Source organism: Salinarimonas soli, from assembly GCF_008386575.1.
Lineage (GTDB): Bacteria > Pseudomonadota > Alphaproteobacteria > Rhizobiales > Beijerinckiaceae > Salinarimonas_A > Salinarimonas_A soli.
On the sequence record NZ_VUOA01000028.1, the window covers coordinates 185,221 to 203,285 of the forward strand.

At 71.6% G+C, this 18,065-nt stretch carries 18 protein-coding genes and 1 tRNA gene; 9 read left to right on the top strand and 10 right to left on the bottom strand.

Features of this window, described 5'->3' with window-relative positions:
* The first annotated feature begins 229 nt into the window (after positions 1–229).
* Positions 230–1,078 carry a CDP-diacylglycerol--serine O-phosphatidyltransferase gene (pssA, locus tag F0L46_RS16085; protein ID WP_149819346.1) on the top strand — a complete coding sequence of 283 codons (849 nt, stop codon included), beginning with the start codon at positions 230–232 and terminating at the stop codon, positions 1,076–1,078.
* Here the strand turns inward: pssA and F0L46_RS16090 are convergent.
* On the bottom strand, positions 1,075–1,431 hold the full coding sequence (locus tag F0L46_RS16090; RefSeq protein ID WP_149819348.1) for a hypothetical protein: 357 nt from the start codon (positions 1,429–1,431) through the stop codon (positions 1,075–1,077). The genes pssA and F0L46_RS16090 overlap by 4 nt on opposite strands.
* Positions 1,432–1,599: 168 nt before the next feature.
* Here F0L46_RS16090 and F0L46_RS16095 point away from each other — a divergent pair, with 168 nt between their 5' ends.
* The 3 genes from F0L46_RS16095 to F0L46_RS16105 all read left to right on the top strand — a co-directional run bounded on the left by F0L46_RS16095 (position 1,600) and on the right by F0L46_RS16105 (position 2,609).
* The gene (locus F0L46_RS16095) at positions 1,600–2,247 is read left to right on the top strand and encodes a Maf-like protein (protein ID WP_240540023.1); all 648 of its coding nucleotides are present in this window, start codon (positions 1,600–1,602) and stop codon (positions 2,245–2,247) included.
* 8 nt (positions 2,248–2,255) lie between these two features.
* Positions 2,256–2,444, top strand: coding sequence for a DNA gyrase inhibitor YacG (yacG, locus tag F0L46_RS16100; RefSeq protein ID WP_149819352.1), 189 nt, complete (start codon positions 2,256–2,258; stop codon positions 2,442–2,444).
* 89 nt (positions 2,445–2,533) lie between these two features.
* Positions 2,534–2,609: transfer RNA gene (locus F0L46_RS16105), tRNA-Phe, on the top strand.
* Positions 2,610–2,711: 102 nt separating this feature from the next.
* On the opposite strand, the gene F0L46_RS16110 is transcribed toward F0L46_RS16105, so the two are convergent.
* The 3 genes from F0L46_RS16110 to F0L46_RS16120 all read right to left on the bottom strand — a co-directional run bounded on the left by F0L46_RS16110 (position 2,712) and on the right by F0L46_RS16120 (position 5,714).
* Entirely contained in the window at positions 2,712–2,906 is a 195-nt protein-coding gene (locus tag F0L46_RS16110; protein WP_149819354.1) for a hypothetical protein, read from the bottom strand.
* 214 nt (positions 2,907–3,120) lie between these two features.
* The gene (locus F0L46_RS16115) at positions 3,121–4,596 is read right to left on the bottom strand and encodes a methyl-accepting chemotaxis protein (RefSeq protein ID WP_149819356.1); all 1,476 of its coding nucleotides are present in this window, start codon (positions 4,594–4,596) and stop codon (positions 3,121–3,123) included.
* Positions 4,597–4,844: 248 nt separating this feature from the next.
* On the bottom strand, positions 4,845–5,714 hold the full coding sequence (locus tag F0L46_RS16120) for a hypothetical protein (protein WP_188311996.1): 870 nt from the start codon (positions 5,712–5,714) through the stop codon (positions 4,845–4,847).
* Positions 5,715–6,174: 460 nt separating this feature from the next.
* Here F0L46_RS16120 and F0L46_RS16125 point away from each other — a divergent pair, with 460 nt between their 5' ends.
* From F0L46_RS16125 to F0L46_RS16140, 4 genes are all read left to right on the top strand, one after another.
* Entirely contained in the window at positions 6,175–9,321 is a 3,147-nt protein-coding gene (locus tag F0L46_RS16125) for a PAS domain S-box protein (RefSeq protein ID WP_188311997.1), read from the top strand.
* 66 nt (positions 9,322–9,387) lie between these two features.
* Positions 9,388–9,861, top strand: coding sequence for a MarR family winged helix-turn-helix transcriptional regulator (locus F0L46_RS16130; protein WP_149819360.1), 474 nt, complete (start codon positions 9,388–9,390; stop codon positions 9,859–9,861).
* Positions 9,862–9,864: 3 nt separating this feature from the next.
* Positions 9,865–10,704, top strand: coding sequence for a patatin-like phospholipase family protein (locus F0L46_RS16135; protein WP_149819362.1), 840 nt, complete (start codon positions 9,865–9,867; stop codon positions 10,702–10,704).
* A 481-nt stretch (positions 10,705–11,185) separates the two neighbouring features.
* The gene (locus tag F0L46_RS16140; protein ID WP_149819364.1) at positions 11,186–12,553 is read left to right on the top strand and encodes a porin; all 1,368 of its coding nucleotides are present in this window, start codon (positions 11,186–11,188) and stop codon (positions 12,551–12,553) included.
* A 172-nt stretch (positions 12,554–12,725) separates the two neighbouring features.
* Here F0L46_RS16140 and lpxK read toward each other — a convergent pair whose 3' ends face one another.
* From lpxK to F0L46_RS16170, 6 genes are all read right to left on the bottom strand, one after another.
* Positions 12,726–13,730, bottom strand: coding sequence for a tetraacyldisaccharide 4'-kinase (gene lpxK, locus F0L46_RS16145; RefSeq protein ID WP_149819366.1), 1,005 nt, complete (start codon positions 13,728–13,730; stop codon positions 12,726–12,728).
* The gene (locus tag F0L46_RS16150) at positions 13,730–15,022 is read right to left on the bottom strand and encodes a 3-deoxy-D-manno-octulosonic acid transferase (RefSeq protein WP_149819368.1); all 1,293 of its coding nucleotides are present in this window, start codon (positions 15,020–15,022) and stop codon (positions 13,730–13,732) included. The genes lpxK and F0L46_RS16150 overlap by 1 nt, the downstream gene beginning before the upstream one ends.
* Positions 15,019–15,756, bottom strand: coding sequence for a lysophospholipid acyltransferase family protein (locus F0L46_RS16155; RefSeq protein WP_240540024.1), 738 nt, complete (start codon positions 15,754–15,756; stop codon positions 15,019–15,021). Before F0L46_RS16155 ends, F0L46_RS16150 begins: the two co-directional genes overlap by 4 nt.
* A 4-nt stretch (positions 15,757–15,760) precedes the next feature.
* The gene (locus F0L46_RS16160) at positions 15,761–15,997 is read right to left on the bottom strand and encodes a DUF4170 domain-containing protein (protein WP_149819372.1); all 237 of its coding nucleotides are present in this window, start codon (positions 15,995–15,997) and stop codon (positions 15,761–15,763) included.
* Between the two features lie 36 nt (positions 15,998–16,033).
* Entirely contained in the window at positions 16,034–16,849 is an 816-nt protein-coding gene (locus tag F0L46_RS16165; RefSeq protein WP_149819374.1) for an inositol monophosphatase family protein, read from the bottom strand.
* Positions 16,850–17,105: 256 nt separating this feature from the next.
* A complete protein-coding gene (locus tag F0L46_RS16170) occupies positions 17,106–17,294 on the bottom strand; it encodes a con-10 family general stress protein (RefSeq protein WP_149819376.1) in 189 nt (62 codons plus the stop codon).
* A 454-nt stretch (positions 17,295–17,748) separates the two neighbouring features.
* Here F0L46_RS16170 and F0L46_RS16175 point away from each other — a divergent pair, with 454 nt between their 5' ends.
* Positions 17,749–17,997: a hypothetical protein gene (locus F0L46_RS16175; RefSeq protein WP_149819378.1), complete on the top strand. Its 249-nt coding sequence runs from the start codon at positions 17,749–17,751 to the stop codon at positions 17,995–17,997.
* Positions 17,998–18,065: the final 68 nt, after the last annotated feature.

Sequence of the window (18,065 nt, forward strand, 5' to 3'; positions counted from 1 at the left end):
GGGCCGTGCGGCGGGTGTCGGCGCAGGCATTACCGACGTGACAACCCCGACCTCGCCGCCCTCCTCATGCGCAAGGGCCAGCCCGGCCAGCCGATCCCCAAGGAGAGCTTCAGCGCGGTCGCGAGCACGCTGGTGCAGGCGGGGTTTGGGTGAGGGTGTGGAGCGTCAGGCGCCCTCTCCGCCCTTCGCCCTTGCCCTGCCCGCCGTGCCTTCGCTACGGTCGCGCCCCATGAGCGACCTCTTTCCCCCCTTCGTCCCCGATCCGCCCGAGAAGACCCGCCGGCGGTCGTTCAAGTCGGTGCCGTTCCGGGTCATCGCCCCGAACCTCATCACGCTGCTGGCGCTGTGCCTCGGGCTCACCGCGATCCGGCTCGCCTTCGAGGAGCGGCTGGAGCCGGCGATCGTGGCGATCTTCTTCGCGGCGCTCCTCGACGGGGTCGACGGGCGGGTGGCGCGGATGCTGAAGGGCACGTCGCGCTTCGGGGCCGAGCTCGACTCGCTCTCCGATTTCGTGAATTTCGGCGTGGCGCCCGCGCTCATCCTCTACAGCTTCATCCTCTTCCACCTGAAGTCGATCGGCTGGGTCGTGGCGCTCGTCTTCGCCATCGCCTCGTGCCTGAGGCTCGCGCGCTTCAACGTGATGCTCGACGATCCCAACCGCCCCGAATGGAAGCGGGACTTCTTCGTCGGCATGCCGGCGCCCATGGGGGCGATCACGGCGCTCCTGCCGATCTACCTGCACTTCGTGGGGGTGCCCATGGGGGCGGGCCTCGCGCCCGTGGCCCTCGTCTACGTGCTCGCCATGGCGATCATGATGGTGAGCACGGTGCCCACCTATTCGGGCAAGACGGTGGGCAAGCGCATCCCGCGCAGCTACGTCCTGCCGATCTTCGTGGGCGCCGTCGCCCTCGCGGCCCTGATGGCGAGCTTTCCCTTCGAGGTGCTGGCCCTGGGCACGATCGCCTATCTGGCGCTGATCCCGGTGGGGCTCGTCCGCTACCGCCAGCTCGAGCGCCTGCATGCGGACGCGCCGCCGGTTGAGGCCGAAGCTCCGCGGCCGCCCACCGAGGGTGCCTAACCCCGAGCGTATCGCCGGGCATTGGCCTTCGCCTTGCGGCGGGAGGGCTTGGCCGCGATGGTGGCGACGCGCATCACCTCCTCGGCGAGGCCCATGGGCGTGGGGGGCAGGAAGGCGGCCTGCGCCATGGCGGCGCCCCAGGCAGCCGAGGCCGCCATGACCCCGAGCCACACCGCCTCGACCTTCTCCGTGTAGGCCTCCGTCCAGGCCGCGTAGCCCGCGGCGGAGGGCACGATGAGGCCCGCCATGAGCACCGGCATCCGGGCCGAGATGGTGACGGCCGCATGCGCCGCCGATTCGCTGGTGTCGGCGGCGGCCCGCGCGAAGGCGCGGTTGAGCTGGTTCACGGCCATGGATGCCCCTCGTTGGCGCCCCGTCGACGATCGTCGCGCGCATGTTCACAACGGGGGGCGTTTCCAGTAGGTTCCGCCGCGACCCGGGGGCCGACCGCCCCCGTCCGGGCGCCGGCCGCCCGTGCAAGACATTCGGCGCCCCGCGACGCGGGCGCAGCGGAGCATCCTTTGCCTTTCTTCTCCGAGAAGCAACCCGAACGTTGGCGCCCCTCCCTCGTGCTGGCCTCGGGCTCGCCCCGGCGCCTGGCGCTGCTCCAGCAGGCGGGCATCGAGCCCGACGCCCTGCTCCCGGCGGACGTGGACGAAACGCCGCTGCGGGCCGAATCGCCCCGCAGCCTCGTCAAGCGCCTCGCCCGCGCCAAGGCCGAGGTCGCGCGCGCGGCGGCCCGCAACCGCGACGAACTCAAGGACGGCTTCATCGTCGCGGCCGACACGGTGGTGGCGGTGGGCCGGCGCATCCTCCCCAAGGCCGAGGTGGTGGACGAGGCCGCGGCCTGCCTGCGCCTGCTCTCGGGGCGCACGCACCGGGTCTATACGGGGCTGTGCATCATCACCCCGAAGGACGGTGTGCGCGAGCGCCTGGTGGAGACCCGCCTGCGCTTCAAGCGCCTCTCGCGCGACGACATGGAGGGCTATCTCGCCTCCGGCGAATGGCGCGGCAAGGCGGGGGGCTACGCGATTCAGGGCCTGGCGGGCTCCTTCGTGGTGAAGCTCGTGGGCTCCTATACGAGCGTGGTCGGCCTGCCCCTGCACGAGACCGTGGCGATTCTCGACGGCGAGGGCTTTCCCGTGCGCCTCGCCTGGCTCAACGCGTGAGGCCGCCCGTGAGCGAGACGCCCTTCGTCCCCCGCCCCTGCCCCATCTGCTCGAAGCCCTCCACGGAGGCCGCGCGCCCCTTCTGCTCGACGCGTTGCGCCAATGTCGACCTCCAGCACTGGCTGACGGGCGCCTATGCCCTGCCGGCCGAGGAAGAGGACAACATCGACGAGGAGGGCGACGGGGACGGGGCCTGAGCCCACCCCGAAAATTCCGCAAGACCCGCTGGACAGGCCCGCCCGCTTTGCCTATACAGCGCCCCTCGACAGCGGCCAGCCGCCGTCGCGCCCAGGTAGCTCAGTTGGTAGAGCATGCGACTGAAAATCGCAGTGTCGGTGGTTCGATCCCGCCCCTGGGCACCATTCCTCCCCTGACGACCCGTCGCCGCGTCGCCGCGTCATCCTGGCTCCATCCGACAGCCGGGCTCGGGGGGGCGCGTGCCTCGATCGCCTCGGGCCGCCCCGTCACTCCCGCTTGTAGCGCACCCCGTAGCTCGTGAACGCGTCGGGGCGGCTCGCGCGCCAGACGATCTGCTGCTGCGAATCGATCAGGGTCAGGGAGCCCGCATCCGCCACGACCATGTCGGCGGGGGCCTCGCGGGCGCTCACGATGGCGGTGGCGTCGTCGGGCGCGAGGAAGGTCGCGCTTCCGGTCTGCATCCCGCCATCCGGCAGGTGCCGCGTCGATACCAGCGTATAACGGGCCACCTGGGCGCACTCCTGCTCGGGCTTTAACCTATAGCAATGGCGCTGCCGGCGCCACACCCGATCCCCCCAGCGTCGAATCCTCGACGTCGCGGGGCCGCGACGGCGGTCCCGTCGCGTGGCGCGCAGGTCCGCAATTCTTGCGGCGGGGCGTGGGGCGGTCCCGCCCCTAGCGCGCCAGCACCCGCGCCGCGTCCTTCGTCGTGGCGAGCATCGACGACACCTCGCCGAAAGCGGTCGAGATCGCCGCCACGTTGGCGGCGATCCCTGCGACGGCGCCGGCGGTGACGTGCATGTTGGAGGACATCTCGCGGGTCACGGCGCTCTGCTCCTCCACCGCCGAGGCGGAGGCCACCACGTTGGCACGCATGGTCTCGATGGAGGCGCGAATGCCGTCCAGGGCCGCGACGACATCGTGGGAGATCGACTGCACCCCGTCGATCTCGGCGCCGATCTGCTCGGTGGCGCGGGCCGCCTGGTTGGCGAGGTTCTTCACCTCCTGGGCCACCACGGCGAAGCCGCGCCCGGCCTCTCCGGCGCGGGCCGATTCGATCGTGGCGTTCAGCGCCAGCAGGTTGATCTGCCCCGCGATGGTCTGGATCAGGGCCACGATCCCGCCCATGGCGGTGGCGGCCCCCGCGAGCCGCCCGGTGAAGGCGCCGGCCGCCCGGGCTTGCTCGAACGCCGTGTCCGTGGCCGACCGCGCCTTGCTCATGGCCTGCGCGATCTCCGCCACGGACGCGGCGAGCTCCTCGGCGGCCGCCGCCATGGTCTGGACGCTCTCCGACGTGCCCTGCGCCCGCCGGGACGCCTCGTCCGACTGCTCGCCCGAGCGGGCGAGCGCCCCGTCGATCTGGCCGAAATTCGTGTCGATGAGCCGGCGCAGATCGGCGAGGAGCCGCACCTGCGCCGTCACGTCCGTGGCGAACTTCACGATCTTGTAGGGCCGCCCCTCCTCGTCCAGGACGGGGTTGTAGCTCGCCTGGATCCAGACCTCGCGCTCAGCCTTGCCCACGCGCCTGAACTGTCCGCTCCGGTATTCGCCACGCGCCAGCGCCGCCCAGAACGCCGCATAGCCGGGATCCGCCCGATCCTCGGGCCGCACGAACATGGAATGATGGCGGCCCACGATCTCGTCGAGCCGGTAGCCCATGGCGTCGAGGAAGTTCTCGTTCGCCTCCAGGATGCGGCCGTCGGGCGAGAAGGCGATCACCGCCTGGGCCCGGTGGAGCGCCGCGATCTGGCTGGCGCGGTCGGCGTCCTCGCGTTTGCGCGCCGTGATGTCGATGGCGTATTTCACCACCTTGGCGGGGCGGCCGTCGCGCCCCGGGACCGGGGCGTAGGAGGCCTCGATCCAGACCACGCGCCCGCCCTTGGCGATGCGCTTGTATTGCGAGGCATGGCTTTCGCCCCGCGCCAGCGACGCCCAGAAGGCCGCGTAGTCCGCGCTCGCCCGGGTGGCGGGATCGACGAAGATCGAGTGATGCCGGCCCACGATCTCGTGCAGGGCGTAGCCCATCGCGTCGAGGAAGTTGCGGTTGGCCGTGAGGATGGTCCCGTCGGGGGTGAACTCGATCACCGCATGGGATCGGTCGAGCGTCGAAAGCCTGGCCTCGAGCTCGCCGACCTTCGAACGCCAGAACATGCCAATCCTCCGCCCCAGGAGACCCGTACGGCGCCGACGACATCACGCGGTGGTAAAAAGCCCCTTAAAAGGCGGTGCTGAAATGCAACGTTCGAAGATGTCGCCCTGCCGCGGGAAGCATGAAGTGCCCCGCCTTAAACATAGGTTATGACACACGAAGCTTCTAGTTGCAGATAGTCGAATGAGAAACAATCCAAAGTCGATTACCGCCGGACGCAGGCTCGACCGATTCGGCGCTCGATCTTGGTTTACTTCGTGACGAGCCGCGCCCGCGCCGGCGCCACCTCACGCTCGCTCACGAGGGCCTCCGCGCCGATGCAGCCGCCGTCGGCGAGCGGCGGGACGGGAAGCGCGTCGAGGAGGGTGCGGGTGAGGCGCAGGTCGCCCAAGGCCCGCTCGGGCCCGATCGCCTCCAGATCGGGGGTCTCCAGGAACAGCTGCTCCAGGGCGTGGGCATAGCCCTCCGTGCGCTCCGCGAGCGCCTGGCGCACCCAGGCCACCACGCAGCGGTTCTCCGCCACCCGCGCCACCGCGGCGGCAACCCGGTCCGGGGGGGCTTCGCGCAGGAAGGGCACGGCGCGCAGCCGGCGCCGATCGGCCTCGATGACGCGGCTCGCGACGGCGGCGAAGGGCGCGATCAGCGCGCGGTCGGCGGTCACGTCCTCGGCGAGCCGACGATAGCGGGAGACGGGGGAGCGGACCGGCCCCGCCGTGAGGGCGGCGTGGTCGGCCCCAGGCTCGGTGGGGCGCCAGTCGAGCGGGAGGACCCGGGCCCGCACCAGGGCGCTCACCTGCCGGTCGAACCAGGCGCGCTCGTGGGCGGGGGTGAGGAAGCGCCAGGCGCGGTCGCGCAACGCGGCTTCGTCGTCGGTGAGATCGAAGAAGGAGACCGGCTCCTCTCGAAATCCCGCCGCGAGCGCTCCTGCGGCGGGAAGGAGGGTGTCCGACCAGACGGAGGGACGCGGGCGGCCGAAGTCGCCCGTTTCGGCGCAGGCCGAGAGCGAGAGCGCGAGCGCCGTCAGCGCCGCGACCCGCCCGCCGCGCTCAGCCGCCCCGGCGCTTGGCCGATCCGCGCCGGGGGCTGATCGGTTCGGGGCTCGGCTCGACCTGCCGTTCATAGCGGACACCGGTGAAGAGAAGGATCTCGCCACGCGGGTCGCCGGGCTCGAGCGCGCGCCGCGCCGGCCGGTCGTTCGTCGGGAATGGGATCAAGGTCCCGGTCGTTCGGATCGATACGTCGCCCATGGTCCGTTCCTTCACCAAGGAGTCGGCGTTCGCCAGCAGTGGCGACGCCCATCAATCCAGCGTCATGGTTAACGAACCGTTTCGCCGGGGGCGCACCTGCGCGGGACCCGACGCGACGCTTACAAGGTCAACCGGGCGCGACGGCCCAGGTTCCGGGAACCCGCGTGCGGCACCGCACCGCCCGCGCGATGGCTGTGGGCCGCGAGCCCCCGCCCTTCGCCCCGTCCTTGCCCCCGTGACCGGCACCGCTTAACCATAGCCTTCACGTGGCTTCAGGGGGATGAGGGCCGGCCTATGCCGCAGGTCCGAAAGAGGCGACGCCGCGACCGCTCCATGCGCTGGCATCTGGGGGCGCTCGCCCTTGCCCTGACGCTGCCGATTCTCCTCTTCGCGGGCCTTCTGGGGGCGCAGTTCGTCTCCGCCGAGCGCATGCGCCTGGCCCAGGAGGCGGAGGAGACGGCCCAGAGCGTCGCGGCGGTCCTCGACCGGGAATTCGCGGGTCTGCGCGCCGTCGTCGACACGGTCGCCCTGTCACGGCGCCTCCAGGACGAGGACTGGGCCGGCTTTCATGCCGAGGCGAGCGAGATCCGCGACCGGATCGGACGCCACATCGTGGTGCGCGACCTCACGGGCCAGCATCTCGTCAACACGCGCCAGGCCCGTGGCGCCCCGTTGCCGCGCGCGCCGCTCCTGCCGGCCGACCTGGAGGCGATCGCCAAGCGCCGGCCCGTGGTGTCGAACCTCTTCATCGGCGCGGTCACGGGCGAACCCGCGACGGAGGTCGTGGCTCCGGTCCTGCGCGGGGAGGAGGTGACCCATCTCGTGAACCTCAACATCCCCGCGGCGGACATCCGGGCCCTGGTGGCAGGCCAGACGACCCTTCAGAACTGGACCACCGAGGTCGTGGACGGGAACGGGCTCGTGGTGGCGCGCTCGCACGACCACGAGGCGGCGGTGGGCAAGCCTGCGAGCCCCGTTTTGCGGGAGCGGGCGGGCGCGAATCGGCTCTTCGCCGGGCGATTCTCCGACGGAGGCGACGCGCTCTATGCGGTCGCCCAGACCTCCACGGCGCCCTGGACGGTCGCGGTGTCCACGTCGCGGGAGGTGCTGGAGGCGCCGCTCGTGCGTGCCCTGTGGATCCTGGGGTCGCTCGGCGTGGGGCTCATGGCGCTGGCGCTCGGCGCCACGTGGCTCGTGAGCCGCCACCTCGTCGAGCCCACCCGTGCCCTCGTCTCCAGCGCCGCGGCTCTGGCGCGGGGCGAGCCGGTGCCGCCGATGAGCAGCGGCGTCACCGAGATCAACCGGGTGAGCCACGCCTTCGCGGCCGCCTCCATCGCGGTGCGCGAGCGCAGGCTCGCCGACGAGCGGGCCGCGGCGGCGGCGCAGCGCATCCAGACCATCTTCGAGAGCATCACCGACAGCGTGATCGTCCTCGACCGGCGCGGCCGCTTCACCTACCTCAACGAGCGCGCCCGTTCGCAGATCGGCCCCGGGCGGGACCTCGTCGGCCTGCCGATCCAGGAGGCCTTCCCTCACCTCGTCGGCACGCCCTTCTGGACCGCCTACCAGAGAGCCGTGGACACGGGCGGGCCACAGCGGGTCGACGCCTATTACGCCCCGCGCGACATCTGGTTCGACGCCACGGCCTATCCGTCGGCGGAAGGCCTGACGATCTATTTCCGGGACGTCACGGCGGAGCGCCGGGCGGCGGTCGCGGTGCGCGAGAGCGAGGAGCGCCTGCGCCTCGCCCTCGACGCCGGCGAGCTCGGCACCTGGGACTACGATCTCTCCACCGGCGAGGGCCTGTGGTCGGAGCGCACCTGCGCGATCCTGGGCTACGAGGCCGGCGAGGTGCGCGCGCTCGCCGAATGGCAGGACTTCATCCACCGCGACGACCGCGCCCGCGTGCTCGCGGGCTTCCGCCTGGCCCTGGAGGGCGAGGCGGATTTCGGGGAGGAGTACCGGATCGTGCGCCCCGACGGGGAGGAGCGCTGGGTGTCGGCGAACGGGCTCATCCGCCGCTCGGCGGGCGGCGAGCCCGTGCGCGCCATCGGCATCCTCCACGACGTCACCGAGCGCCGCCGGGCCGACGAGGAGCTGCGGCGCACCACGGAGCTCCTGCGGGCGGTCGGCGAGACCACCCCCGACGCCATCATGGTCAAGGACCGGGAGGGCCGGCTCCTGCTCGCCAATCCCGCGACCCTGCGGGTCGTCGGCAAGACCTGGGACGAGGTCCGGGGCCGCACGCAGTTCGAGGTCCGCGACGACGCGGCGGAGGCCGCGGCCATCGCGGCGATCGACATGCGGGTGATGGAGCGCGGCGAGCCCGAGACCATCGAGGAGACCGTGACGACCCCCTACGGCCTGCGCACCTTCCTGTCCTCCAAGTCGCCCTTGCGGGACGCGGAGGGGCGGGTCTACGGCCTCGTGGGCATCGCCACCGACATCACGGACCGCAAGGCGCGGGAGGCGGAGCTCGCGGCGGCCAACCAGCGCCTCGAGATCGCACAGAGCGCAGGCGGCATCGGCGTCTTCGACTGGAACCCCGTCACGGACGTGTCGACGGTCTCCCCGGCCTATCGCGCGCTCTACGGCTGGGCGCCGGACGTTCCGGTGGACTTCGACACCTGGCTCGCCCGGGTGCATTCCGACGACCGCGAAGCCGCGCGGCGCGACAGCGAGCGGGCGCTGGCCGAGGGCGACTACGCGAGCGAGTACCGCATCCTGCGGCCGGACGGCGAGGAGCGCTGGATCCACGCCCGCGGCGTCGTCACCTTCGACGAGACCGGGCGGCCCGTCCGGATGGTCGGCGTCAATCTCGACATCACGGAGCGCAAGCACGCCGAGGACCAGAAGACGCTCATGGTGCGCGAGCTGCACCACCGCGTGAAGAACACGCTCGCCACGGTGCAGGCCATCGCCAACGCCACGGCCCGCAACGCGACCGACATCGAGAGCTTCCGCCAGTCCTTCACGGCCCGGATCATCTCGCTTGCCCGCACCCACACGCTGCTCACCGAGAACGCCTGGGGCGTGATCCCCCTGCGCGACCTTCTCGACACCGAGCTCGCGCCCTACGAGGAGGAGGCGGGGCGCGTGGTGCGCGAGGGACCGGCGATCCTGCTGCCCTCCGACGTGGCGTTGGCCTTCGGCATGGCGGTGCACGAGCTCACCACCAACGCCGCGAAGCACGGCGCCCTCTCCACCCCCACGGGGCGCCTCGTGGTGCGCTGGGCCCTTGACGAGACGGACGCCACGCGGCGCCTGCGCTTCTCCTGGGTCGAGCGCGGCGGCCCGGTCACCTCGCCGCCCAAGCGCAAGGGATTCGGCTCGCGCCTCCTCCAGCACATGCTCGCAGGGCAGCTGAAGGGCGACGTCCTCATGGACTACGCCCCCGAGGGCCTCACCTTCTCCATCGACATCGCGCTCGCCGAGCCGCAGGCCGGCGCGCCCGCCTCGCCCCTCCGGCGCAGCGCCTGACGGGCGGCAGGCTCAAGGGCGGGCGCTCCCCTCGCCAGCGAGATGGTTCTCATGTAAACTATCTCGATGACACAGACCCTCGCCTCCCGGCCAGCCCCCGAGCCCGTCGACCCCCTCCGGGTCTGGTTCCGGTTCGTCCGCCTGCAGCACCGGCTGTCGGCGGCGGTGGGGGCCGAGCTGAGGACGATCGGGCTCTCGATCCCGCAATTCGACCTGCTCTCGACGCTCACCGAGCGCGAGGGCTCGACCCAGCAGGAGCTCGCCGAGCGCCTCTACGTGACGAAGGGCAACGTGTCGGGGCTCGTCGACCGGCTCGTCGAGGCGGGGCTCGTGGAGCGCCGCCCCATTCCCGGTGACCGGCGCTCGCATGCGCTCCACCTCACGGAGCGGGGCCGCAGCCTCGCCGAGCGGGGAATCGCGGCGCAGCGCGCCTATGTGGCCCGGACGCTCGGGCGGCTTCCCGCCGGCGACGTGGCGGAGCTCGAGCGCATCGTGCTGGCCTGGCGCGAAGAAGCCCGCTCCGCCGCCGCGGAGGCCTGAGCCATGTTCGACGCGGTCGCGTTCGCGGGCGGGGGCAACCGCTGCTACTGGCAGGCCGGGTTCTGGGACGCGGCCGCCGCGCATCTGGGCCTCGCGCCGCGGCGGGTCGTGGGCGTCAGCGCCGGGGCGTGGGCGGCCTGCTGCAACGTTCTGGGCGAGGGGCACCGGGCGGCCGAGCTCGTCGCGGAGGGCTGCGGGGCGGGCGTGCGGAACATGGACTGGGCGGCCTGGCGCCGGCGCGAGCCCCTCTTCCCCGTCGCCGGCATGTACCGCCTCCTTATGGAGACCGTCGTCGACGAGGCGGCCTTCGAGCGCCTGCGCGCGGGCCCGGAGATCCTCATCGCGCTCGCCCGCAAGCCCCGCCGCCTGCCGCTCGCCCTCGCGATTCCCCTCGGCATCGCCGCCTACCAGATCGAGAAGAAGCTGCACGGGCCGGTCCACCCCCGCGGCGGGCGGGCGCTCGGCTTCCAGTCCCACGTGGTGCGGGTGCAGGACATGCGCGAGCCCGCCGAGCTCGTGGACGCGCTGATGGCGAGCGCGAGCGTGCCGCCCTTCATGCCCGTCGGCCGCGTCGGCGGGCTTGCCGCCCTCGACGGCGGCCTCGTCGACAACGTGCCGGTGGAGCCCTTGCGCGACATCGAGGCGGCGGGCGGGCGCACGCTCGTCCTCCTGACGCGCCGCTACAAGGCGGTGCCCCTCGTTCGCCACCGCACCTACGTCCAGCCCTCGCGCCCGATTCCCGTGGGCCAGTTCGACGTGACGAACCCCGAGGGCGTCCGCGCCGCCTACAGGCTGGGCCGCGAGGACGGAGCGGCTTTCGTGTCGGCCGCCGCCGCACCCTGAACGTGCGATCCGCAGACGCGTCCGCACGCTCTTCGCGAGGATCGGGGCGGGCCGCAGGGCGGGCGGGCCTTGGTGCCGAGTCGCGGCGACCCCGCCGGAAACGGCTTGCGCATCGCCCGGAAAACCCCGCCAGGGCAGGTCACACCTGGCGAAAAGCCGTTTTCCGTTAATGTTTTATCAACCTTCGTCGGCCGGCTGCGGGGTTTTCCGGATGGCATCCCCAGGGCCAAGTTGCAGTTCTGCAACATGGCCTTGAAAAGCCCCCAATTGGGGCCGTGGGAGGGCGGAGTTCGGTTGATCCAAGGCCCGCCGTCGATATGGTGATTTTCGCGACGGGGGCACCCCAGTCGTGGTTCGGTTCGCTGCTCGGATGATCCGCGAGCGGGCTGCAATCGGGGAAAGGATCACGGTTTTGCGGTCAGCGTGACTGCGAGTCGTAAAACCAGCCCCCCTTGGGTCTTAATACTTTGGAGGTCACCACATGAAGCTCGTGAAGAGCCTTCTCCTCGGGTCTGCCGCTGGTCTGTTCGCGGTCGCCGGGGCTCAAGCCGCCGATCTGCCGGTCCGCAAGGCCGCCCCGGTCGTCGATTACGTCCGCGTCTGCTCCGCCTACGGCGCAGGCTTCTTCTTCATCCCCGGCACCGAGACCTGCCTGCGTCTCTCGGGCCGCGTCCGCGCCGAGTACGCGGTCGCCGAGTCCTACCGCCGCGGCCTGGAGTCGACCTTCAACTGGCGCGCTCGCGCTCAGATCAACGTCGACGCCCGTACGCAGACCGCCTACGGCACCCTGCGCACGTTCATCCGCTACGAGATGACCCGCAACACCGGTTCGATCTACGGCAACCTCGCCGGCACGCTGAACAACGGCAACCCGGGCGCCAACAACCTGGTGAACCTCGATAAGGCGTTCATCCAGTTCGCCGGCATCACGGCTGGTCGCGCCACGTCGTTCTTCGACTTCTACGCCACCTCGGTGAGCTGGATCGGCGCCGGCGGCTCGGACACGGGCGGCAACGACCCCGTCGTCCTCGCCTACACCGCCTCGTTCGGTTCGGGCTTCTCGGCGACCATCTCGCTCGAGGATCCCTCGGCTCGCCGTAACACCACTGCCGGACTGCTTGCTGGCGCTGGTGCGACCACGATCATCTACGACACCGACCAGCGTCCGCACGTCGTCGGTCAGCTGCGCATCGACCAGGCCTGGGGTTCGGCTCAGCTGTCGGCTGCCGGCTACCAGATCCGCCCGAGCAACACGTTCAACTCGTTCGGCACGACTCAGTACGTCGACACCGAGTACGGCTTCGCCGTCCAGGGTGGCCTGAAGATCAACCTGCCGATGCTCGCGGCTGGCGATCAGCTCTGGCTGCAGGCGGCCTACACCAACGGCAACCTGAACTACATCCTGCCGGCTTCGCCGCAGATCGGCGGCTTCCGCCTGGCTTCCGTCGCCGACGCCTTCATCGTCAACGGCGAAGTCGAGCGGGCCAAGGGCTTCAGCCTGACCGCGGCGTTCCTGCACTACTGGACCCCGCAGATCCGCCAGGGCATCTACGCCAACTGGACCCAGGTCGACGTTCCCGGTGGGGCGACGACGATCAGCACGACCGGCCTCTTCGGCACGGGCGCCGTCCGGGACTACAACCAGTACGAGATCGGCTCCAACCTGATCTGGTCGCCGGTGGCCGGCCTCGACATCGGCGTCGAGGTGTTCTACCGCAAGATCGCTGCCGAGAACGGCCGCGTGCAGATCGTCGAGACGGTCTCCCCCGGCGTGACGGCGGTGACCGATAGGTTCCGGCGCTCCGAGGACCAGTTCCAGACGCGCCTGCGCATCCAGCGCGACTTCTGATCGGATCGTCGATCCCTTCGAGAGAGCCCCGGCTTCGGCCGGGGCTTTTTTTATGCCTGGACGCCGGGCCTGGGCGCCTCTGGATGGAATCCGGCAGCGTCACCGACGCTCACGCGCGGAGGCTCCGCGTCCGCGCGGGACGCCGAACGACCGGGGATATGCGGCGGAGCGTTCAGGCGCCGCGGGCCAGAGCCCGCCCGAGCAGCGCACGCAAGGCTGCCTCATCGCTGAAGACGGCGCGGACCGGCAGGGCCACAATGCGCTCCATGAGCCGGGGCACCCGCAGGGCCGCGATGCGCATCATGTCCTTCTCGGTGGTCACGGGCAGGAGCCCGTCCCCCGCGGCGCGCGCCGTCATGGCCTCGATCTCGCGGGCCGTGAACGGGTGGTGATCGGGAAAGCTCTCCCGCGCCACGACCTGGGCGCCAAGGTCATCGAGGGTCCGGAAGAACTTCGCCGGCCGCCCGATGCCTGCGAATGCGAGCACCCGAACGCCCTCAAGGCGGGAGGCGATGACCGGGTCCGGAACGAGGCGCGCCCGCAGCACCGGTTTTCCCAGCGCCCGCGCCTCTCCGGCCACCCCTTCGGCCCGCTCCCCCTCGCCCAGCACGACGAGAGCGTCGATGCGCGGCCACTGCGCCCGCAGCGGCGCCCGCAGCGGGCCGGCCGGCAGGACGAGCCCGTTGCCGATGCCGGCGCCCGCGTCGATCACGGCGAGGCTCAGGTCCTTCGCGAGTCCCGGATTCTGGAGCCCGTCGTCCATCACCACGACGCCCGCGCTGCCCGCCGCCGCCATCGCGGCCCCCGCCACCCGGTCGCGCGATAGCACCGTCGGAGCGTGACGAGCGAGAAGGAGCGGCTCGTCACCCACGTCCCCCGCCCCGTGCTGCCCCGGGACCACCCATTCGGGCCCGGCGAGGCGCCCGCCATAGCCGCGGGTGAGGAACACCGCCTGCGGGCCCAGGAGGGCGAGGTGCTCGGCGATCGCCAACGCGGTCGGCGTCTTACCGGCGCCGCCCACCGTCGGATTGCCTATGCAGATCACGGGCACAGCCGCGCGCTCGCCGGCCCGAGCCATGCGCCGGGCCGCAAGGGCGCCCACGAGCGCTCCGGCGGGCTGGAGGAGCCGGGCGAGGGCTGAGGGGCGCGGCGCCTGCCAGAAGGCGGGCGCCCGCATCAGCGCGCCTCCATCTTCATGGTCATCACGAAGGGCTGCACGGCGCTCAGCGTGCGCTCCAGCGCGCCGCCGAGCGACTCGACCGTCTCGGCCCCGGCCCGCGCCATCTCCCGGGTGAGCGCCGTGTCGGAGAGGAGGTCGGCCAAGGCGGCGGTGAGTGCCTGGCCGTCACCCACAGGAAGCGCTCCGCCGGCGCGGTCGATGGCGGCGTAGACGTCGGTGAAGTTGTGAACGTGCGGCCCGTGCAGGATCGCGGCGCCGAGCTTCGCGGGCTCGATGGGGTTCTGCCCGCCATGAGGCACGAGGGAGCCGCCCATGAACACCACCGGCGACAGGCGGTAGAACAGGCCGAGCTCGCCCACGGTGTCGGCGACATAGACGTCCGTCGCCCGGTCCGGCTGGAGGCCGGCGGATCGGCGCGAGGCGCTGAGCCCTGCGTTCTGCGCCAGCGTCGCCACCTCGGCGCCGCGCTGCGGGTGGCGGGGCGCCACGATGGTGAGGAGCTCGGGAAAATGCCCTGCCAGCGCCCGGTGCACCGCCATGAGGATCGCCTCCTCGCCCGGATGCGTGCTCGCCGCCACCCAGACCGGCCGGCCCGCCATCAAGCCCGCGGCGCTTGCCACGATACGGGGATCGGCGGGCGGCGGGGGCGCATCGAATTTCAGGTTGCCCGCCACGAGGACACGGGGGGCCCCAAGGCGTGTCAGACGCTCGCCGTCGGCGGGAGTCTGGGCGATGCAGAGCGAGAAGCGGGCAAGCAGCGCCCGCGCCGCGCCCTCCAGCCGCCGCCAGCGCCGGAACGAGCGCTCGGAGAGGCGGCCGTTCACGAGAAGCAGGGGCACACGCCGCCGGTCAAGCTCCATGATGACGTTAGGCCACAGCTCCGATTCGGCGAAGAGCGCAAGGCCCGGCCGCCAATGGTCGAGGAAGCGGCGCACGTAACGCGGCACGTCGAGGGGCATGAACTGGTGCAGCGCGCCCGGCGGCAGGCGCCGGGCGATGAGGTCGGCCGACGTGCGGGTGCCCGAGGTGACGAGCACGGTGATGCCCTGGCGGGCCAGCCGCTCCACGAGGGGCAGGATCGAGATCGTCTCGCCGAGGCTCGCCCCGTGCACCCAGACCAGGTGCCCGCCCGGGCGGGGACGACTGGGGCTGCCCCGCCGCTCGCCGAGCCGCGTGCGGTCCTCCTTGCCCTTGCGCCGGCGCCAAGCGAGCACCATCGCGGCGGCGGGCTCCAGGACGGCGAGCGCGACCCGGTAGGTGCGCAGCAAGGTGGGCAGGGGAGCGTTCATGCCGGCGAGCCGCTTTGCTGCGTCAGACGGGGCTTGGCGCCGGGATCGGCGGCGCCGACAAGAGCGTAGGCGCGCTCGTGCACGAGGTCGAGGCCCCGCTCCACGGCCCGGCGCGCGGCTTCCAAAGCCGCCTCGTCCGCGTCGCGGGGCACGTGGATCGGCTCGCCGACCACGAGGGCGCCCCGGCCGAAGGGAAGGCCGAGGCTCGCCCGGTCCCAGGAGCGGAAATCGATGCGCCGGCTCGTCACCACGGCGAGCGGCACCACCGGGCGGCCCGACATGCGGGCCAGGGTGACGATCCCTGAGCCGCAGACCCGGGAGATCTTCGGCACGTCGGCCGTGAGCACCATGGACTCGCCCTCGGCGAGGGCGCGCACCATCGCGCGCAGCGCCGCGGCGCCCCCCTTCTGGCGCGCCTTGCCCCGCCCCCGGTCGCCCGAGCCGCGGATCGCCCGCACGCCGAGATGGCGCAACGCGATGGCGTTGAACTCCCCGTCGGCCGAGCGCGACACGAGGCTCGCCACCCGGTCGCTCGGGCCCCTCAGATAGGGGATCATGAAATGCTGGCCGTGCCACATGGCGCCGATGATGGGCGTCGCGCCCACGAGCCGCTCGTAGCCGTCGGCGGGGTCCCACACGAAGCGGTTCGTGCGGCGCACGAGGCCGAGATAGCGGGCGAACAGGAGGCCCAAGGCCTCCTGGACGGCGCGGGAGCGGCTGAGGCGCTTCAGCAAGGGGTCAGCCCATCCCCGGCTCGAGCAGGCGGTGCAGGTGGACGATGAAGTAGCGCATTTGCGCGTTGTCGACGGTGGCCTGGGCCTTGCCCTTCCAGGCCACGTAGGCGGCGGCATAGTTGGGATAGATGCCGACGACGTCGAGCTTCGACAGGTCCTTGAACTCGATGCCGTCGAGGCGCTCCAGCTCACCGCCGAACACGAGGTGGAGGAGCTGCTTCGGGGAGGTCGGTTCCGTCATGGGTCTTGGCTCCGGTGAGCGCTTTCGATGGCCGGGTCAATGGGCCGCCTGCACGCGCCGCGTCAAGGCCTCCACCAGGGGCCCATGCAGCCGCAGCGACGACGCGAGCATCTCGCGGTGGACCGGGTCGGGGCGATTGTAGCGGGGAGCCGTCCCGTCGAAGGCGGAGAGCCGCCCGCCCGCCTCGCGCAAGATGAGGTCGGCCCCGGCGATGTCCCAGTCGCGGGCGTTGGCGGAGACGAGGCCGAGATCGACCGAGCCGTCGGCGACCCGCGCGAGGCGCAGGGCGAGGGAGGGGATCTTCTCGGCCCGCCGCACCTCCCCCACCTGCCCGGCGAGCTGATCGATGAGCGGCACGGGCCCCGCCGTGACGGCGCCCGCAAGCCCCTCGCGGGGCGAGACCGAGATCGGCTGGCCGTTGAGGGTCGCCCCCTCCCCCGCCACCGCCTCGTAATAGGCGTTCAGCGCGGGGCCGTAGACCACGCCGAGCACGGGCTCCCCGTCCAGGAGGAGGCCGATCGCCACCGACCAGTCCTGATGCCCGTTGAGGAAGGCGCGGGTACCGTCGATGGGGTCGACGATCCAGACCAGGCGACGGTCGAGGCGCCCGGGATGGTCGGCGGTCTCCTCCGACAGCCAGCCCGCATCGGGCAGCGCCCGCGACAGGCGCACCTTGAGGAAGGCGTCCACCTGCACGTCCGCTTCCGTCACGGGGGAGCCGCCGGCTTTCGACCAGATGCGCGCGGCGGTCTTCTGGCCCGGCCGGAAATAGCGGCGCGCCATGTCGCCCGCCTCCTGCGCCACCTCGCGCAGCAGCGGGACGAGAGGGCCGGTGATTTCCCGATGGGGCATGAACGACCGATCCGCGGCGCGGCGCCGCTTGCGCAATGAAGCGCCCGGCAACGACGCCTGGGCTCCTCTTCACTTAAGGATCCCGGCCTCCTCCGGCAATGCGGACATCTGCGGTCATGCCAGCAATCCCCGCCCGAATGGGAGCGAAGCGGGAACGGGCCCCTGCGCGGTCGCACCCCGTGCCGGCGCGCGACAAGAGAAGGGCCGCCTCTCGGCGGCCCCTGAACGGACGGGCGGTCCCGTCCGGCGTCTCGTGCTATTCCTCGTTGGCCCGGGTCGTGCCCGAGGCCTGACCGCCTTTGCGGCCCGCCTCCGAGGCGAGCTCGCGATCCTGCGAGAAGGAGCGCTTCTCGGCCGGGACGCTCTGGCCGCCCTTCGAGGCGATCTCCCGCTGCTTCTCGGGATCCATGGATGCAAAGCCGCGCTTCGATTTTCCAGTCGCCATCTGTACCTCCTTGGCGATGCCGTTTCGTGACGAACAACTGCCGAAGGGAATCCCGGTTCCAAGAAGAACCAACACGAAAAATCATCTACTTACCTTTGAGGCGAAAAATGGGAATGGTTATTCGAAGTCTAGGAATGGTTTTGCGCAAAATCAGCCAAGGTCGTGATTTGGGAACCCGAAGTCGCTCTTGCCTCGCCGAAGGATGACGCCTTGACGACAGCACCCGAAGGCCGCAGATCGCAGCCTCGAAAACTTGCCGCGAACGAGTCGGCAGACTCCGGCAGCTCAGCCCGCGACTCGGCTTGGCCGGTGCGAATCTGACCGCCGGCGGTGCAAACCGATGAACCCGCCGCCACAACAGTTAATTTCGCATCGCCGATCGTCGCACCGGGATCGCGGCGCCAGGCCGGACGTTGCCCCGGCAGACGCTCCACCCCACCCCAAGGACAGCGCGATGACCAATCCCAGCATGATCAAGGGCCCTGGCGACCCGAAGAAGGCGGCGGACGCCGTCGAGGGCCTGTCGGGCGACGAGGGCACCCCACGGGCGCCGGCCGGCCGGGAGAACACGATGCCGGCGACCCCGTCGGCCGAGGAGCAGTTCCCGGCGACCGAGGACCCGCTCGATTCCTACCAGCTCAAGCCCAATATCAACACCAAGCACGGCCCCGGCCTGAAGCGACCGCCGGGCGAGAGCGCCTGATCCGGCGCCCCGCCCCGGGCGCGCGAGGCTAAGGCTCGCACTTGCGGCGGGCCGGCCGCTGGGCCAAG

Coding starts and splice junctions, on each gene's coding strand:
- F0L46_RS16125 (WP_188311997.1), top strand. CDS start 6,175: ATGCGCTGGCATCTGGGGGCGCTCGCCCTTGCCCTGACGCTGCCGATT.
- F0L46_RS16130 (WP_149819360.1), top strand. CDS start 9,388: ATGACACAGACCCTCGCCTCCCGGCCAGCCCCCGAGCCCGTCGACCCC.
- F0L46_RS16175 (WP_149819378.1), top strand. CDS start 17,749: ATGACCAATCCCAGCATGATCAAGGGCCCTGGCGACCCGAAGAAGGCG.
- pssA (WP_149819346.1), top strand. CDS start 230: ATGAGCGACCTCTTTCCCCCCTTCGTCCCCGATCCGCCCGAGAAGACC.
- F0L46_RS16135 (WP_149819362.1), top strand. CDS start 9,865: ATGTTCGACGCGGTCGCGTTCGCGGGCGGGGGCAACCGCTGCTACTGG.
- lpxK (WP_149819366.1), bottom strand. CDS start 13,730: ATGCGGGCGCCCGCCTTCTGGCAGGCGCCGCGCCCCTCAGCCCTCGCC.
- F0L46_RS16140 (WP_149819364.1), top strand. CDS start 11,186: ATGAAGCTCGTGAAGAGCCTTCTCCTCGGGTCTGCCGCTGGTCTGTTC.
- F0L46_RS16120 (WP_188311996.1), bottom strand. CDS start 5,714: ATGAACGGCAGGTCGAGCCGAGCCCCGAACCGATCAGCCCCCGGCGCG.
- F0L46_RS16090 (WP_149819348.1), bottom strand. CDS start 1,431: ATGGCCGTGAACCAGCTCAACCGCGCCTTCGCGCGGGCCGCCGCCGAC.
- F0L46_RS16160 (WP_149819372.1), bottom strand. CDS start 15,997: ATGACGGAACCGACCTCCCCGAAGCAGCTCCTCCACCTCGTGTTCGGC.
- F0L46_RS16165 (WP_149819374.1), bottom strand. CDS start 16,849: ATGCCCCATCGGGAAATCACCGGCCCTCTCGTCCCGCTGCTGCGCGAG.
- F0L46_RS16110 (WP_149819354.1), bottom strand. CDS start 2,906: ATGCAGACCGGAAGCGCGACCTTCCTCGCGCCCGACGACGCCACCGCC.
- F0L46_RS16170 (WP_149819376.1), bottom strand. CDS start 17,294: ATGGCGACTGGAAAATCGAAGCGCGGCTTTGCATCCATGGATCCCGAG.
- F0L46_RS16115 (WP_149819356.1), bottom strand. CDS start 4,596: ATGTTCTGGCGTTCGAAGGTCGGCGAGCTCGAGGCCAGGCTTTCGACG.
- F0L46_RS16150 (WP_149819368.1), bottom strand. CDS start 15,022: ATGAACGCTCCCCTGCCCACCTTGCTGCGCACCTACCGGGTCGCGCTC.